The 15,812-nt window shown below is 65.0% G+C and carries 8 protein-coding genes; 1 reads left to right on the plus strand and 7 read right to left on the minus strand.

Features of this window, described 5'->3' with window-relative positions:
* Nucleotides 1-18: 18 nt before the first annotated feature.
* From ACSYG9_RS10675 to ACSYG9_RS10700, 6 genes are all read right to left on the minus strand, one after another.
* The gene (locus ACSYG9_RS10675) at nt 19-393 is read right to left on the minus strand and encodes a hypothetical protein (protein ID WP_440127139.1); all 375 of its coding nucleotides are present in this window, start codon (nt 391-393) and stop codon (nt 19-21) included.
* 42 nt (nt 394-435) lie between these two features.
* The gene (locus ACSYG9_RS10680; RefSeq protein ID WP_440127140.1) at nt 436-1,035 is read right to left on the minus strand and encodes a histidine phosphatase family protein; all 600 of its coding nucleotides are present in this window, start codon (nt 1,033-1,035) and stop codon (nt 436-438) included.
* A gap of 69 nt (nt 1,036-1,104) precedes the next feature.
* Complete coding sequence (locus ACSYG9_RS10685; protein ID WP_454842412.1) at nt 1,105-3,033, minus strand: sensor histidine kinase; 1,929 nt, start codon at nt 3,031-3,033, stop codon at nt 1,105-1,107.
* 182 nt (nt 3,034-3,215) lie between these two features.
* Nucleotides 3,216-6,452: a bifunctional lysylphosphatidylglycerol synthetase/lysine--tRNA ligase LysX gene (lysX, locus tag ACSYG9_RS10690; protein WP_454842930.1), complete on the minus strand. Its 3,237-nt coding sequence runs from the start codon at nt 6,450-6,452 to the stop codon at nt 3,216-3,218.
* A gap of 132 nt (nt 6,453-6,584) precedes the next feature.
* Complete coding sequence (locus ACSYG9_RS10695) at nt 6,585-8,681, minus strand: MMPL family transporter (protein WP_454842413.1); 2,097 nt, start codon at nt 8,679-8,681, stop codon at nt 6,585-6,587.
* Between the two features lie 99 nt (nt 8,682-8,780).
* Complete coding sequence (locus ACSYG9_RS10700) at nt 8,781-12,227, minus strand: DEAD/DEAH box helicase family protein (RefSeq protein ID WP_454842414.1); 3,447 nt, start codon at nt 12,225-12,227, stop codon at nt 8,781-8,783.
* Between the two features lie 228 nt (nt 12,228-12,455).
* Here ACSYG9_RS10700 and ACSYG9_RS10705 point away from each other — a divergent pair, with 228 nt between their 5' ends.
* The gene (locus ACSYG9_RS10705) at nt 12,456-13,724 is read left to right on the plus strand and encodes a Fic family protein (protein ID WP_454842416.1); all 1,269 of its coding nucleotides are present in this window, start codon (nt 12,456-12,458) and stop codon (nt 13,722-13,724) included.
* Here the strand turns inward: ACSYG9_RS10705 and ACSYG9_RS10710 are convergent.
* Complete coding sequence (locus tag ACSYG9_RS10710; protein ID WP_454842418.1) at nt 13,687-15,192, minus strand: DUF222 domain-containing protein; 1,506 nt, start codon at nt 15,190-15,192, stop codon at nt 13,687-13,689. The two genes, ACSYG9_RS10705 and ACSYG9_RS10710, sit on opposite strands and share 38 nt — an antisense overlap.
* Nucleotides 15,193-15,812: the final 620 nt, after the last annotated feature.

Below are 15,812 nucleotides of genomic sequence, written 5' to 3' on the forward strand. Positions count from 1 at the left end.
ACGACGCGGCTTCCGATATCAGCCGAGATACACGAAGTGCGACGGACCTCCACCCGGCTCCGAGGAACCGGTGACCGCGGGGAAGTTGAACGGGAGTGCGGTGAGCTTGTGCGGATTTCCGTTCTGGTCGGCCTGCCAGCAGTCGAGGAGTACGCCGTGGAATTGCGTACATTCGATTCGCGTCGACTCACCGAACGGTGAGGTGAGCCGGTTTTTCGCGACCAGCGGATTCCAGAACTCGCCGTCGCTCGGAACGAGGAAGTCGGGCTGTTCGACGACGGTCACCGCGCCGTTGTCGGAGGGCCACTCGTCGGCAGCTGCGGTGCCTGCGGTGCCGAGCACCGCAGCGCCGGCCAGAGCAACTATGGACACTGTTCGGCTGAAGGTGCGCATGGCCCCTCAGCGTAGGAGCTGCGCTCGGCCCGTGTGCCGGTTTCACACGCGCAATGTGTCGCGCACATGCCCTGTCTCGTTGATCGACGCCACCCGCCGCCGACCCGCGCGGGAGACGAGAAGGCGCGTGACCGATGCGTATTCGATCGGGAATGCCAGCGGCAACTCGAGCCCGAGGAGGTCTTGCAGCACGATGTTGATGACCCCGCCGTGCGCGACGACCACCGCGGTCTCCTCATGCGTACACGAGGAAACGACCTGCTCGACCGACGTCAGCACCCGCGTGCGGAAAAGTTCCGCATCGACGAAATCGGGAAGGTGACCAGCAAGGATGCGCTGATAGGCGTCGGATCCGAGTTCTTTCGCGGTTTCGAACGGAATGTAGTGATCGAGCTCGTAGTCGTACTCCGCGAGGCCCGCGATCTGCTCGACCGGCAGCGTCAGCCGGTCGGCGAGTGGCTGGGCTGTTTGGAGCGCCCGGAGCTGCGGGCTCGAGAACAACCGCGCGATCCGGTAGGGCGCGAGCGCTTCCACCAGCCGTCCGGCTTGAACCAGTCCCTGTTCGGTCAGGGACGGATCAGCGCGCCCCAGGTTCACGCGGGCGTATTCCGGTTGGGCGTGGCGGATCAGGAGAAGCTGCACGGTGTCCACCATGCCAGGCGTGCGCGGGCAGGCGTAAACGCCCCCGTTTCACGTGAAACATGCGCGCCCTCAGCGTCCTCCTTGCATGTGCTGCGACGGGTCGTTCTCTGGGGAGAGCCGACGCGGGCGTTCGGTGATCGCGGTGGTGCTCGGTGCCTGGATTTCGGCGAGCAAGGACGAGGGGAAGTAGACCGATGCGGTCACACCGGCATTGGTGTCCGAGTCGAACGTGGGGCGAAGCCGGACGTTCATGCCGTTGCGCGCAGCGAGGCGACCCACCACGAACAAGCCCATCTGCCGAGGCGCGTTGACGTCGGCCTCGTCCCACGCGGAGAGACGCAGGTTGATCTGCTCGAGTGCATCGCGCGGGATACCGATCCCCACATCCGCAATCTCGAGCAGAAGCCCGCCACCCTCTGCGGATGCGAATTCGAGTCTTACCGGGCTGTTGGGAGGAGACGCGCGCAGCGCATTGTCGACGAGCTCGGCAACCATATGCACCACGTCGTCGACGGCTTTTCCGACGAGATAGCCGTGCGGCGTGCGCCCGATGTGGACCCGCTGGTAGTTCTCGACTTGGGAGACCGCGCCCCGCAACACGTCGGTGAGCGGCGCCGGGGATGTGCGGGTGCGAGGCCGGGTGCCCGCGAGCACGAGCAACGACTCGCCGGTGCGACGCATGCGCGCTGCAAGATGGTCGAGGGAGAACAGGCTTTGAAGGCGGGCGGGGTCCTTCTCCTGGTATTCGAGCGAATCGATGAGCGAGAGCTGCTGTTCGACAAGAGTCTTGTTTCGTCGTGCGAGGGTTTCGAACATGACGTTCACCTGCTGCCGCAGGTGTGCCTGCTCGCCCGCGAGCCGGAGAGCTTCGTTCTTCATCGAATCCACAGCGCGCGACACCTGGCCGATCTCTTCGGTGGTCTCGATGCCGATCGGTGCGAGGCGGACGCTCTCGACGTCGGCGCCGTCCTTCACCGCTGCGATTGCGTTGGGTAGTTCGGTCTCGGCGGCGGCCAGGGTTTCTTTGCGGAGCCGGCGGAGTGGGAGGCCAAGAGATCGCGCGACGAGCAGGCCGAGTCCGAGCGCGACCACGAGTAGCGTGCCGATCAGGATCGAGTCGCGGATGGCGTCGGATCGGGCGTCGGAGGTGAGGCGGTCGAGTGTCGTCGTGATCTGATCGCTGGCATGGACGATGGTGTCGGCGTACGGCGCAGAAGCCGCCACCATCGAACCGCGTAGTTGCTCGCCGAATTGGCGGGTGGGTGTGTAGTTCTGGATCAGCGTCCGGCGTGCTGCGATGTCGCCGAGCATTCCTTCGATCTGGCCGGTGTCGAGCCGCGAGCCGAGTAGCAGCCGTAGAGTCGACTCCTCGTTGTTGATGGCCTTCAATGCAGCGGCCTGTGCCGCTTCGGGATTGGTTGCAAGCATGCCGAGCGTTTCCATCTCGCTGAGCAGATTGAGCTGTGCGTCCCACACAGTGATCAGATTGGAGGCGTCGACGAGTGCGTCGTTGTCTTCGAGAAGGTCGAAGATGTCGCGGAAGATTTTCTTGCATCTGACCAGGAAATCGGTGGTGCGTCGCTCTCGTTCCTCCGCAGACATGCCCGAATTCATCACGCCGTCGTGAAGAATCGCACCGTCGGCGAGGAGTGCGTCGAGTTCTTTGTGGATGGCCGGGCCGAGTCCGCTCTCGTCTGCCGTGTCGACCACCTGTCGCATCGTTGTGGTGACGTCTTCCGAGGTCGCCAGCGTCGGTGGGATTCCGAGGCCGGTCACGGTCACCATGCTCACGAGGGCGGTCGAGTAGTCGAGCAGTGCCGGTGCGACGGCAATCTGGTCGGAGAGGGCGTCGTACCGGCTCGATTCCTCGAGCTGAGTGCTGATGCGGAGACCGCCGAGCAGCATCGCTGCGAGGAGGGGCACGGCGACGACGACACCGAGTTTGTATCTCAGCCGCCAGTTGCCGAGCTGGAAGATGCTGCTGCGGCGGAGTTTCACGCTCGATTTTCCTTCCACACAGGGCTATTTCGGCGCGTGAGAAAGTGCGCTGGAATACGTTCTACCCCTTGAGGGTGATCTTGTGCAAATCTCCACCCAAAGTTCGGGTAAAAACCCGAAGCGTGATCTGCCTGCTGTGAAGGGTGTCAACCGTCCGGTTCAGGGGGAATGTGTATTCGACGTCAGCTTTGCGAATGCCGCGGCTTTACGAACGGGAATGCGAGTGATTCGCGGATACTCCCACCGAGGATCAACATCACGATTCGGTCGACGCCCATACCGAGACCACCTGTCGGCGGCATCGCGTACTCGAGTGCGTGCAGGAAATCGTCGTCGAGCTCCATCGCTTCCTCGTCGCCGCCCGCGGCGAGAAGTGACTGCTCGGTGAGCCGCGCCCGCTGATCGATCGGATCGGTCAATTCGCTGTAGGCGGTGCCGAGTTCGACACCCCACGCGACCAGGTCCCACTTCGCCGCGACACCACGTTTGCGCGGGTGCGGTCTGGTCAGAGGCGAGACGGACGTGGGGAAGTCGGTGTAGAACGTCGGAAATTCGGTACGGGATTCGACGAGGTGCTCGTAGAGTTCCTGTGCAGTCGCGCCTGCGTCCCAGGCCGGGTCGTAGGCGATCGAGCGTTCGTCGCACATCCGGCGCAGTACCTCGGCCGGGGTCTCTGCGTCGACGAACGTGCCCAGGGCCTCGGACAACGCGTCGTGGAAGGTCTTGATCGGCCACTCACCCGAAATGTCGATCTCCACCGCCGTGCCGTGGTCGTCGCGGCGAACGATGATCTCGCGTCCGTGCGCGGCGACCGCCGCCCGCTGGATCAGGGTGCGGGCGAGTGTGAGCATTTTTTCGTAGTCGCTGTGCGCCTCGTACGCCTCGAGGATCGTGAATTCCGGATTATGCTTGAAATCTGTACCTTCGTTGCGGAATACGCGTCCGATCTCGAACACTTTCTCCATTCCGGCCACGCACAGGCGTTTGAGATACAACTCGGGTGCGATCCGCAGATACAGGTCGGTGTCGTAGGCGTTGATGTGCGTGGTGAACGGCGCTGCATTCGCCCCGCCATGTACGGACTGCAGGATCGGTGTCTCGACCTCGAGGTATCCGACGTCCTGCAGGTGGTCGCGCAGGGACCGCACCACGGCACTGCGGGCAGCCAGTAGCCGCTGGGCGTTGCGGTCGATCGCCAGATCCACGTACCGCTGGCGAACTTTCGCCTCCGGATCGACAAGACCGCGCCACTTGTCGGGCAGCGGATGCAGACACTTACCGTTGATTCGCCACGAGTCGGCCAGCAAGGAGATCTCCCCGGTGCGACTGCGACCCATCTCGCCGGAGACTTCAACGAGATCGCCGAGGTCGAAGAGGAATTGGCGGCCACCGACCCGTTCACGATCGACGAGGATCTGCACATCACCGGACCAGTCACGCACGACGGCGAACAGGACTCCGCCGAAATCGCGGATCCGTAATATCCGGCCGGCGACCTGGACCGGCCCCCCGCGGGTCGTTTCGCGGGCTTCGGCAACGGTATGGGTCGGTGCGTCGGCGACCGGATACGGGTCGACGCCGTACTCGACGATCCTCTCCAACGTATTCATCCGTACGCGGTCCTGCTCAGGGCCTCGGCGATTACCGCCGGAGTGTGCCGATCGCGATGGGGCGGAGTCGGCCTCCGAGATACTTCCGTGCTCGGGCGCCGCGTCGGGGTCGACCGGCAGCATCGAATGGGTACCGGTGTGCTTCAGGAGTTTCCGGCGACCGAAACTGGGCACCGTGAGAAAACCCTCGGCAACCGACGAAGCCAGTGCGATACGCGGAATCTCGCGGTTGTCGCGGAAACACAGGAAGCGCGGCACCCATTCGGGGTGGTACTTGACGTTGGATCGGTAGAGAGCTTCGAGTTGCCACCACCGGGAGAAGAACAGCAGGATCGATCGCCACAACCGCATGATCGGCCCGGCCCCGATGCGAGAGCCCTCTTCGAACGCGGAGCGGAAGACCGCGAAGTTCAGTGAAATTCGTTCGATTCCGAAAAGCGATGCGTGGGTGGCGAGCTCGGTGACCATGAACTCGACGACACCGTTCGGTGCCGCCGGATCACGACGCATCAGATCGAGCGACACGCTGTTTTCACCCCAGGGCGCGAGTGACAGCATCGCGACCGGTGTGCCGTCGACGATCGCCTCGACGAGAAGACAGTTCGCGTCGAGTGGATCGCCCAGCCGGCCGAGTGCCATCGAGAATCCGCGTTCGGTGTCGGTGTCGCGCCAGGCGTCGGCGAGCCGGATCACGTTGGCCATCTCGCCGGTGCCGACATCGAAGTGTCGTCGAATCCGTACGGACACACCGTGCTTGCGTGCCCGGTTGACGGCCTGTCGCACCGGTTTCATGTCGTGGCCGGTGAGGGAGAATCCCTGCGTGTGCAATACCGCCTCGTCGCCGAGCTGCAGGACCGACAGTCCGGCACGGTGATACGCCCGGGCGCCGTCTTCGCTCGCGCCCATCACGGCAGGCGTCCATCCGTACGCGCGGGCAAGGCCCAGCCATTCGTCGATCGCGTGCGGCCACGCCTCGGGATCGCCCACCGGATCGCCCGAGGCAAGGCACACACCGATCTCGACGCGATAGGTGACGGCAGCCTTACCACTCGGTGCGAACACCACGGCCTTGTCGCGTCGCGTCGCGAAGTAACCGAGCGAGTCGTCGCCGTGCTGATCGAGCAGTCGCCGGATTGCGGATTCGTCTGTCCCGGTGAGCGCATTCGACGAGCGTTGGGACCGGAACAGTACGAACAGTGCGGCAAGCAACGCAAGTGCGCCGAGGAACCCGAGGACGGTGCTGACGAGCCAGTGTGTGTGCCCGCTGAACTGGTCGTTGTCGATGAAGGTCAGGGCGGTGACGCGATTGACTGCCCACCACAAGCGGTCCTCGGGAGGCAGAGTTCCGGGAAACAGTCCGACGAGCCCCCAGCCGATCAATGTCGCGGTGACGAGTCCTCCCACGAGGACCACCAACGACCACGGAATCGAACCCGGCCGCACACGCGTGTCGAATTCGCCGAACGAGAGCAGCAGCACCCCCACGAGCAGCAGGTGCACGATCAACGCCCCGAGGTGGCTCGGATCGCGGTCCACGATCGCGAGCATCAGATTCGTGAGCGCGAACCCGCCGAGGTAGATCGTGAGGATCCACCAGGCGATGCGCTTGCGCCCCGCGATCGCGGCGGCGAGCACCGCGACGACGAGCGCGAACGACAGACTCGTATCGGGGGCGTCGAAGTAGTACTCGTCGATGTACTCGCGCGGCGTGTGAAGCCAGACGCGCAACGTGGGCGACAGCGACCACAACGCGACCACGCCCGCATACACGGCGAGCGCCACTCCGAAGAAGTGTGGAACCGCCGTCATGCGGGCGTGGAAGCGTGTGGGCGCTGTGGGAGACGGAACCGTCACCGGGGACGGTGGATCCGGCCTCGCGGTGAGATCCGCAGACATGTCCCGACCGTATCGTTGTCGGGCCTCCGTTGCGAACGGTACGCGCTAGGACATTGCCTTCGTGTCGGTCTCGGCCGCGGTATCGGGCTCGCTACGCGACAGTGCGCTCGGCCACCAGACCTTGCGGCCGATGTCGATCGTCAGTGCCGGAACCACCAGCGACCGCACCAGAAGCGCATCGAGCAGTACACCGAACGCGACGATGAACGCGAGTTGCGCAAGGAACAGCAGCGGAATGACCGCCAGCGCCGAGAACGTGGCGGCAAGCACGATTCCCGCCGACGTGATCACCCCGCCGGTGACCGTGAGCGCACGGAGCGTGCCGGTGCGCGTGCCCACCTTCTTCGTTTCCTCGCGCACCCGGGTCATGAGGAAGATGTTGTAGTCGACGCCGAGCGCAACGAGGAACACGAATGCGAAGAGCGGCACCACCGGATCCGAGCCGGGGAAGTTGAACACGTGGTTGAACAGCAGCGACGACACACCGAGAGTGGCCGCGAACGACACGATGACGGTGAGCATCAGCAGAATCGGCGCGACGATCGCCCGCAGCAGCACGATGAGCACCAGCAGCACCACGAGTGCGACGACCGGGATGATCAGTGTGCGGTCGCGGGTAGCGGTGTCCTTGGTGTCGAGGTCGACCGCGGTGGGCCCGCCGACGAGGGCGTCGGAGCCGGGCACCGCGTGCACGGCCTCGCGGATGCGTTCGACTGTCGCCTCCGCCTCGAGCGAGTCGGCCGCGTCGGACAGGGTGGCCTGGAGAGCGATCTGCCCGTCGACGACGGTGGGGGCACCGTCCGGGCCGGTGACAGGTTCGACGGTCGTGACGCCCTCGATCCGGGCGGCGTCGGTAACTGCGTCGCGTGACGGTTCGTTTGCGATGATCACGGTCGGCGAACCGCTGCCTGCGTCGAAGTGCTCGCCGAGGATCTGCTGTCCGGACTTGGAATCGGTCTGCAGGAGGAACAGATCGGACGATGCCACACCGGCAGCCTTGAATTGCGGCAGCAGCAGCGCGAAGGCGACGAGTACGAGACTGCACACGATCCAGATGGGTCGCGGTTTCGATCCCACCCACTGGGCGATTCGGTTCCAGAAGCGGTGCGCCTGTTCGAGGTTGTCGCTGTCGAAATTCGGTTCGTACCGCGGCCGGGTGGGCCAGAAGGCGACTCGTCCGAGTAGGACGAGGGCGGCGGGCAGGAATGTCATGGAGGCGACGAACGACGCGGCAATACCGATCGCGGCGACCGGTCCGAGACCGCGGTTGGAGTTCAGATCGGACAGCAGCAAGCAGAGCACACCGAGGATGACGGTGCCCGCCGATGCTGCGATGGGTTCGAGCGAGGCGCGCCACGCTGTGCGCATGGCAGCGTACTTGTCTTCCTGGATGCGCAGTTCTTCTCTGAAGCGGGCCACGAGCAACAACGCATAGTCGGTGGCTGCACCGAATACCAGGATGAACATGATGCCCTGGCTCTGCCCGTTGAGCGCGATGGTGCCTGCGTCGGCGAGCAGGTAGACGAGCGCACTGGCGAGCGCGAGTGCGAACACGGCCGAGATGATGACGACGAACGGCAGCAGTGGACTGCGGTAGACGACGATCAAGATGAGCAGCACCACACCGCCCGCGACGAGCAGCAGCAGTCCGTCGATCCCGGCGAACGCAGCCGAGAGATCCGCAGCCTGACCCGCGGGTCCGGTCACGTGGACGGTCAGGCCTTCCGGTGCGCCTTCGAGCGCGGTACGCAGCTCTTCGACGGCATCCTTGACCTCGACGTTGCTGTCGATCGGAACGATCATCTGCACCGCTTGCCCGTCCTCGGAGGGGATGGGCGGCGGTCCTGCCGATTCCGTGGCGAGGAAGGCGATGTCGTCCTGGGTGATCCCGCCCTCGCGCTCGGCGACGACAATCGCCGGAATGGCGTCGCTGTCGCGGAACTCGGCGTAGATCTCGTCGGCGCGGGTCGATTCCGCCGAGGCGGGCAGGAAGGAACTTGCGTCGGTCGAGGCGACTTCGCTGAGCTTGCCTGCGAACGGCCCGCCGCCGCCCGCGATTCCGAGCCACACCAGAAGGAGCACGGCGGGTATCAGCCATCGCAGACGAGAGCGGTGAGGTTTCGATGTCGTCGTGGTGCTCAAGAGCTCCTCCTGGTCGGGCCGGCACGGAACGTGCAGGCACCATGTTGCCTCGAGTGTGCCGGTCGCTCAGGATTCGGAGTGCCTGCCCGCACGGATGGGTCAGGCGGTGGCTGCTCCTGCGGAGTCACTGATCGACCGGATGACGCCGACGAGCCGTTTCGTCTGCTCGGGTGCGAACAACTGGGTTGGCCCCTGCGGTGCGGTATCGGTGAACGGCGCCTCGAACAGCAGCTTCGGGTCCATCTCACCGTGCCGGGTGAGGTGACTGATCACGAGGTTGACGAAGTCGATCTGGCTGGACGACGCGGTCCGCTCACCGAGGAACTCCGCGAAAGCTTCCTGCACGGCCTGTTGGTCGAGACCGACCAGGGAGCGGATGAATCGCCCGAGCCCCTGTGCGTTTGCGATGGCCCGTTCCATGTCCTCGGAGTCGCCGGCGCCGCTGCGCGCCAGCAGCTCTTCGAGGGATTCCAAGTCGGCCGGGGTCAGCGATTTGCCGGAGCGCAGCTTCTGCAGGGCCAGGTTGTGGGGCTGGCGACGCAGATAGTCGCGCACTTTCGCGGTGTAGCGCTCGACATCGGTACCGGACGACATCTCCGGCATGTTCCTTTCGACGACCTCGCCGCGGGTATCAGTGAAGTCGGTGTAGACGATGGCCCGCTTCTTCTTCTCCAGCAGCCCGACGACCGATCGCAGTTCCCGCCGAGCGTGTTCGAGCATTTCCGGGGTGACGTCCTGCCACCATTCGTCGCTCGCGACCTCGCGGAGCAATTCTTCCTTGGCTTTGACCTTCGGGATCGTCAGCCCTTCCTCGAGCAGTCCGTCGGCGACACCGCGGATGGTGCCCTCGTGTTTCGGAAGAGTGCCGTCGTCGATGATGACGGCGAGTTGGCCACGCAGGACGACGAGATCGAACCGCTTGGCCATCTCGTCGCTGTCGCGCACGGTGGTCGGCAGCCCGGCGAGACTCTCGACGATCTCGGCGGCCTGCTGCTCTGTCAGCGAGTCCCACGCGGCGCGGTCGGCGTACTTCTCTACCTCACGACGGCGAGTGCGGACGATGAAGTTGTCGAGCCGCATGCCGGCAACCTGGGTGTGCAGTGTGTCCGCGGTCGCCTTGCGCAGTTCCGTCGCCGCGCCGGAACGGTCCAGTGCCGCCACGAGTTCGGTGCGTACGGTGAACAGCCGCTGCGACAGCGAGGGCGAGAGCGCACCCTCGGAGGCATCCGGGTGCTGATCGAAATAGTCGAAGTTGCCGCACACGTCGAAGATGAAGAAGTCCGTCTTGTCCTGGCCGGGACCGTACAGGTCAGGTCGCAGACGGGTGCCACGGCCGACCATCTGCCAGAACTTCGACTTCGACCGCACGGGTTTGAAGAACACCAGGTTCACGACCTCAGGGACGTCGATGCCGGTGTCGAGCATGTCGACGGAGATGGCGATGTGCGGTTCCTGGTCGGGTTGTGAGAACTTGTCGATGAGGTCCTGACCGTAGGTCACCGAGTGTGTGATGACGCGCGCGAAGGAGCCCTTGAACTCGGGGTAGTTGACATCGAACCGATCCGCGATGAACTGGGCGTGCCGCTCATTCTTCGCGAAGACGATGGTCTTGCCGAGCCTGTCGCCTCCCGCGACGCGATGCCCGTGCGTCATGAGCGTTTCGAGGACCTTGTCGACGGTATCGATGTTGAACAGCCACTTGTTGACGGCCTCGGCCTGGACGACGTCGGGGATCTCGTCGTCGGGGACGTCGTCGCCCCAGTCGATCCCCTCGTACCGCTTCTTCTCCTCGTCGCTGAGGTCGGCGTACCGGATACCCTGCAGCGGGAACGTCAGTGGCACCGTCACCGCGCGCGGCGGTACGAGGAACCTGTCGTTGATTGCCTGATCGAGCGAGTAGTTGTCGGTGGGGACACCGGTTTCGAGCTGGAACAACTGATAGGTGTTGTAGTCCACCTCGTCCTTGGGGGTGGCGGTGAGTCCGAGCAGCAGCGAGTCGAAATAGCCGAAGATGTGCCGGTACTTCTGGTACACCGAACGATGCGCCTCGTCGATGACGATGAGGTCAAAGTAACCAGGACCGAATCGTTTTGCACCACTATCAGTTTCGTCGATAAGGCCCATCATCGTCGGATAGGTGGAGACGTAGACGCGACCCTCGGTGTTCTTGTCGGTCAGCAGGTTCACCGGCGACGAATCGGGTAGATGCGTCTTGAACGCGCCGACTGCCTGTTTGACGAGGGCCTTGCGGTCGGCCAGGAACAGCACGCGCTTCACCCAGTTGGCACGCATCAGCATGTCGGCGAGTGCGACGACGGTGCGGGTCTTTCCGGATCCGGTGGCCATCACCAGCAACGCGGCCCGCTGATTCTCGTGCTCGAACCGTTCGATGACCGAGCGGATTGCCTTCTCCTGATACGGCCGGCCTGCGATCTCCTGCGGTACGGGGATGTCGGCGAGTGGCCGGATCGAGGCTCGGCGCGCGACGAGAAGTTCGAGTTCGTCGCGGGTGTGGAAACCGGCGACCTGCCGCACCGGATAGCGCAGGTCGTCCCAGAAATGGTGCTCGAAACCGTTGGTGTAATAGATGACCGGGCGGTGCCCCGTCATCTGTTCGAGGCAGTCGGCGTACAGCTTCGCCTGCTGCTTCCCGGCGAACGGATCCACGGACGTCCGTTTCGCCTCCACCACGGCAAGCGGGCGCCCGTCGGCGCTCCACAGCACGTAGTCGGCGAATCCGCTCTTGCTGTCGGGCATTCCGGTGACCGGGTACTCGCGGTCTCGCGGCTGGTCGAGCAGCCACCCGGATTCGCGGAGCATCAGGTCGACGAGGTCGCGGCGGGTCTGCGCTTCGTCGTAGTCATGGGTGTCGGGGGCGACGGCACTGGCCTGGTGGGCCGCCTCGATCTGGGCGCGCAGCTCCGCGATGAGCTGCTCGAGGCTCGCTTTCTCCAGGTCTGCCGTCTCGGCAGCCTCGTCGCGGGCCTTGACCTGCGCGATCAGGTCTTGCTTCTCGGCCTCGGACTTCTCGAGCTTCGCGTCTTTGGTGGCCAACTCGGCTTCGAGTTTGCCGAGCTGTGCGACGGTCTTCGCGACGACTGCCCCGCCGCCCGGCTTGGGCAGCCGCGCCGGGTCGAACTGCTGCTGCGGCGACGGCTTGCTCGACGGCTGCGTCGCATAGTTGCGGGCCAGCCAGGACAGGATGTGGAATAGTTCCGCGAGCATCTTCGTGCCTGCGTCCTTCGGGACGGGCCTGGTCTCGTGGACGGCGGTGTTGCCGAGCCGGCGGATGAGATCCATTTTCGCGACGAGAGAGTGCCCGACGACGGCGACGAACTTGCCGTCGTGTAGCCGGGCCGCGAGGTCGGACTTGTACGGCTCGGGCAGGCTCTGGGTGCGGTAGATCCATTTGACGGCGTGCTCGACGACGCGACGGGCGTAGAAGCAGGTGGTGCGCGGGTCGAAGAGTGCGTCGCGCTCGGCCTTCTTGGCCTCGGCATGCAGCTGCGGCCATTCGGCCTGTAGGAAGTCGAAGTTCCCCACCATGGACCGTGGTCCTCTCTTCGCTCGTGTGCGCGCCCGCGCAGTGACGTGTCGTTCTGTGCTCGATCTTGGCACAGGCATCCGAGTTGTCCGGAGCCGACGAACACTACTGGCCGGGTCTGACACGACCGTCCGGGGCCGAATGCCGACAACCTTCAATACGATCGTCGCGCATTAAAGGTTGAGATACTAAACTTTGATTGTATCGGGCAGAATGAAGAGATTCGCACAGTGGCCGAGCTGTATCGCGCGTATTGGAAGCCGGATCCCGGTTCCGGTCTGGTTGCGCGCGATCGTCGTGGCGGTCATTACGACCGTTACCTTCCCGACCTGGTGACGGACCGACCACTGATCATGCCTCCCGACCTTGCTGCGCGTGCCGCGTCCGCAGAGCGCGACATCCGGAGACGCGGAACAGGTCCCGGTTCGGGCGGACTGCAGTCGATCGCTCGATTTCTGCTGCGGTCGGAGGCGATCGCCAGCTCGATGATCGAGGGGATCGCCCCCTCACCTCAGCAGGTCGCCCTGGCCGAATTGGCGCAGGATGAGGACATCCGCGGGTTCAGCGACCAGGCGCGCCTCGTAGCCAACAACATCTCGGTCCTCCGGCACGCGTCGAGCAGTCTGGTCGACACCGACGCCGTCACCGTGGATGACATCGTCATGCTGCACGCAGCACTACTGCCCGACGAACGGCATCACGGCCTCCGGCAGGTTCAGAACTGGATCGGAGGCTCGAATTGGCATCCGCTCGAAGCGGATTTCGTCCCGCCCTCGCCCGAGGATGTCGGACCGTTGATGACCGACCTCGTCGACTATCTCAACGGATCCCTGCACGGACCGCTGATTCAAGCCGGGATCGTGCACGCCCAGTTCGAAACGATCCATCCGTTCACCGACGGCAACGGTAGGGTCGGGCGCGCGTTGATCCACACCGTTCTTGCCAGGCGCGGTCTGGCACCGGAAGCGGTGCTCCCGATCAGTCTCGTGCTGTCGACTCTCAGCGACCGCTACGTCGACGGGTTGAGCGCCTACCGGTATGTGGGCAACCCGGTCGATCCCGACGCCGTCGCTGGCGTGAACGATTGGCTCTCGACGTTTATCGAGTCCGCTGTCGTCGCGTCGGAGCATGCGCGACGCCTGGCACAGGACATCGACGAGCTGGCGCTCGAGTGGGTTGGCCGCCTTGCCGGCCACCGCGAGGCGCAAGGGCTTCGAGGGGAGCCCCGCGCAGGGTCCGCGACAGCACGCATCCTTCCGGTGCTCGCCGAGGCGCCGATCATGACCGCGCGCACTGTGCAACGGATCCTCGGGGTGTCGTTCCCCGCAGCGCGAGCCGCGCTCGACGAACTCGCGGACGCTGGAATTCTGTCCCGTAAAAGCGTCGAACGCGGCACCACAGGGTACGTCGCACGCGACGTCCTCGACCTGATCGACTGTTTCCGAGAGACGTGTCTCGGTATCAAGGATCTGGCGGGGCGTTGTCATCGCTCCGGGTAGCGGATGTATCTCTCCGGCTCGGGCGTTCCCGCCGGTATCGGTGCCGGGCGAGGACGCCCGCGACGAAATGATCCAGGTGGTGCCGGTGGTTGACTCGGGGTCGCCGGTCGGGGTCGATGTGGGGTGGCGCGATCCATTCGACGCGGCCCGGATGCGCAGCATCGGGCGGTGCGACGCGGGTTGTCCAGCCGCCCGGACCGTCGTGAACGAGGGCATGGCAGCTGTCGCAGGCGAGATCCTCGTTGGTGATGTCGGTGGCGCCGCCGTGCTGCCACTCGTTCACGTGGTGCACGGCTGTGAGGGACGCAGGAGCATCACAACCGGGACGCGTGCACCCGCGAGACGCTGCGATGAGGGCGAGTCGCTGATCCGCCGAGGCGAGGCGTCGGGCGCGACCGAGGTGAAGGGGGCGGCCGTTGTGGTCGAAAATGGCGAGTACGGGGTGGGCGTTCTGCGCCATGCGCAGTGCATCCCTGATGGGAACGATGCCGCCGGTGGCGGTAGTCGCCACGCCGGACGCCTTCTCGAGTTGGTGTACCGACATTGTCATGATCGCCGTCACCGGTAGGCCGCGATGACTGCCCAGCACGCCGGACGACAGCATCTGCCGCAGCCCGGCCTTCAGTGCGTCGTGGTTGCGCTGTACCGCTGTGCGGGTGTCGCGGGCAGCGGCCTTAGCCATCGCCGTACGGTCCAGATTCGGGGAATCGACATCCCCGGTGGGTGATTCGGGGTCGTCGGGGTTGTTCATGCCGGGGCGGGCGAGCTTGGCGAGCACCGGTTCGAGGAGTGCCCGTGTCTCCGGATCCAGCAGTCCGGAGATCGGGGTCATGAGGTCGGTGCCCTGCTTGCCGAGCCGCAGGCCACGGCGACGCTTACGTTCGCGCTCGTCGGGGGCGTTGCCGTCTGGGTTGAGGTGGGCGAGCAGGTGGATGCCGATCTTTGTGACGTCTTCAGGGGTGGTGGAGCGGGCGGCGTCGGCGAGGATCTGCTCTGCGGCGTCGATTTCGTCCGGGGTGGTGCCGTTTGGGAGTTGGCGCATGGTTCTGGCGATAGCAGCAACGTGATCGGGACCGATGGCGCCTTCGCGGCCGGCCGACGCGGTGGCGGGCAATGTGGCGTCCATCGGCTCGCCGCTGAGCGTGTGCCAGGTGCCGGTCTTGGTGGCGCCCTTCACGCGTTTCGCGGCATCGGCTCCCGAGATGCGGAGAGTGGAGACGAGGAAGTCGTTGATGGAGCGGCAGGCGAGGTGTGCGGGGATCGACCGTTCGACGGATTCGACGATCAGCCGGTGCCCGACGGCAGCGGCCTTCCGCAGGGAGACTTCCATCCGTTGCAGCGCTTCGACGACATCGGATTCGGACAGGCCCGTCAGCGGCTCGGTGAGTAGACCCTCGATGGCAGCGTCGAGGGTGGCCAGGTGGTTTCCCACTCGACCGAGCCCGCCGACGCCATCATTCGAAAGCATGTTCGGAGTGTAGCCGGAGCCTCCGACAAGAAATGGAAGTCAGGGGAAGCGGAAATCCGGACGGTGCTTCCGATCTGGAGAACCCACATTCGGGTTGACGCCCACCGCCGCGCATGGGACCATCCCTGCACCGGCCTGAATACAGGTCGACCCCGGAGGGTGCTACCAACACCGACCGGGGTCTGGGCACAAGACAGATAGGACTGTCATGCACCGTAGGGTGGAGTCTATCCACACGCCCCCAGGGGGCGCTTCTCATGGTTCGGTCTTCGATACCGACCCTCTTCTTCTCGCCCCGCCGGGGTCTTCGCTGACGTCCTGATCTTCCGAGCCTCTCGACATCTCCGTCGAGAGGCTCGAGGTGTTTTCGCTGCGACGTGCGCGCGGGCCGGTCCGGTAGCCGCGGCGCGTCGGGCATTCGTCGCTCGTCTCCCGAGGTCCGACGTCAGCGCAATTCGACGCTGCGCGCAGGGGTGCCTTCCCGTGCGTGAAACCGACTGGGCGCCAGTACCTTCGTCTCCACAGCTGGCGGTGGAGCACCCGCTCGTGAGGGTCGACACGAACGACCGGGTTCAGCGTGAGCCGCACGTCACCTCCGACGTGGGGCCAGAAGCGTTGGC

The sequence above is a fragment of the Rhodococcus sp. SJ-2 genome, from assembly GCF_053750035.1.

Bases quoted from the DNA above. Each gene is read 5' to 3' on its own strand.
- ACSYG9_RS10710 (WP_454842418.1), bottom strand. From the start codon at position 15,192: ATGCTTTCGAATGATGGCGTCGGCGGGCTCGGTCGAGTGGGAAACCAC.
- ACSYG9_RS10700 (WP_454842414.1), bottom strand. From the start codon at position 12,227: ATGGTGGGGAACTTCGACTTCCTACAGGCCGAATGGCCGCAGCTGCAT.
- lysX (WP_454842930.1), bottom strand. From the start codon at position 6,452: ATGACGGCGGTTCCACACTTCTTCGGAGTGGCGCTCGCCGTGTATGCG.
- ACSYG9_RS10675 (WP_440127139.1), bottom strand. From the start codon at position 393: ATGCGCACCTTCAGCCGAACAGTGTCCATAGTTGCTCTGGCCGGCGCT.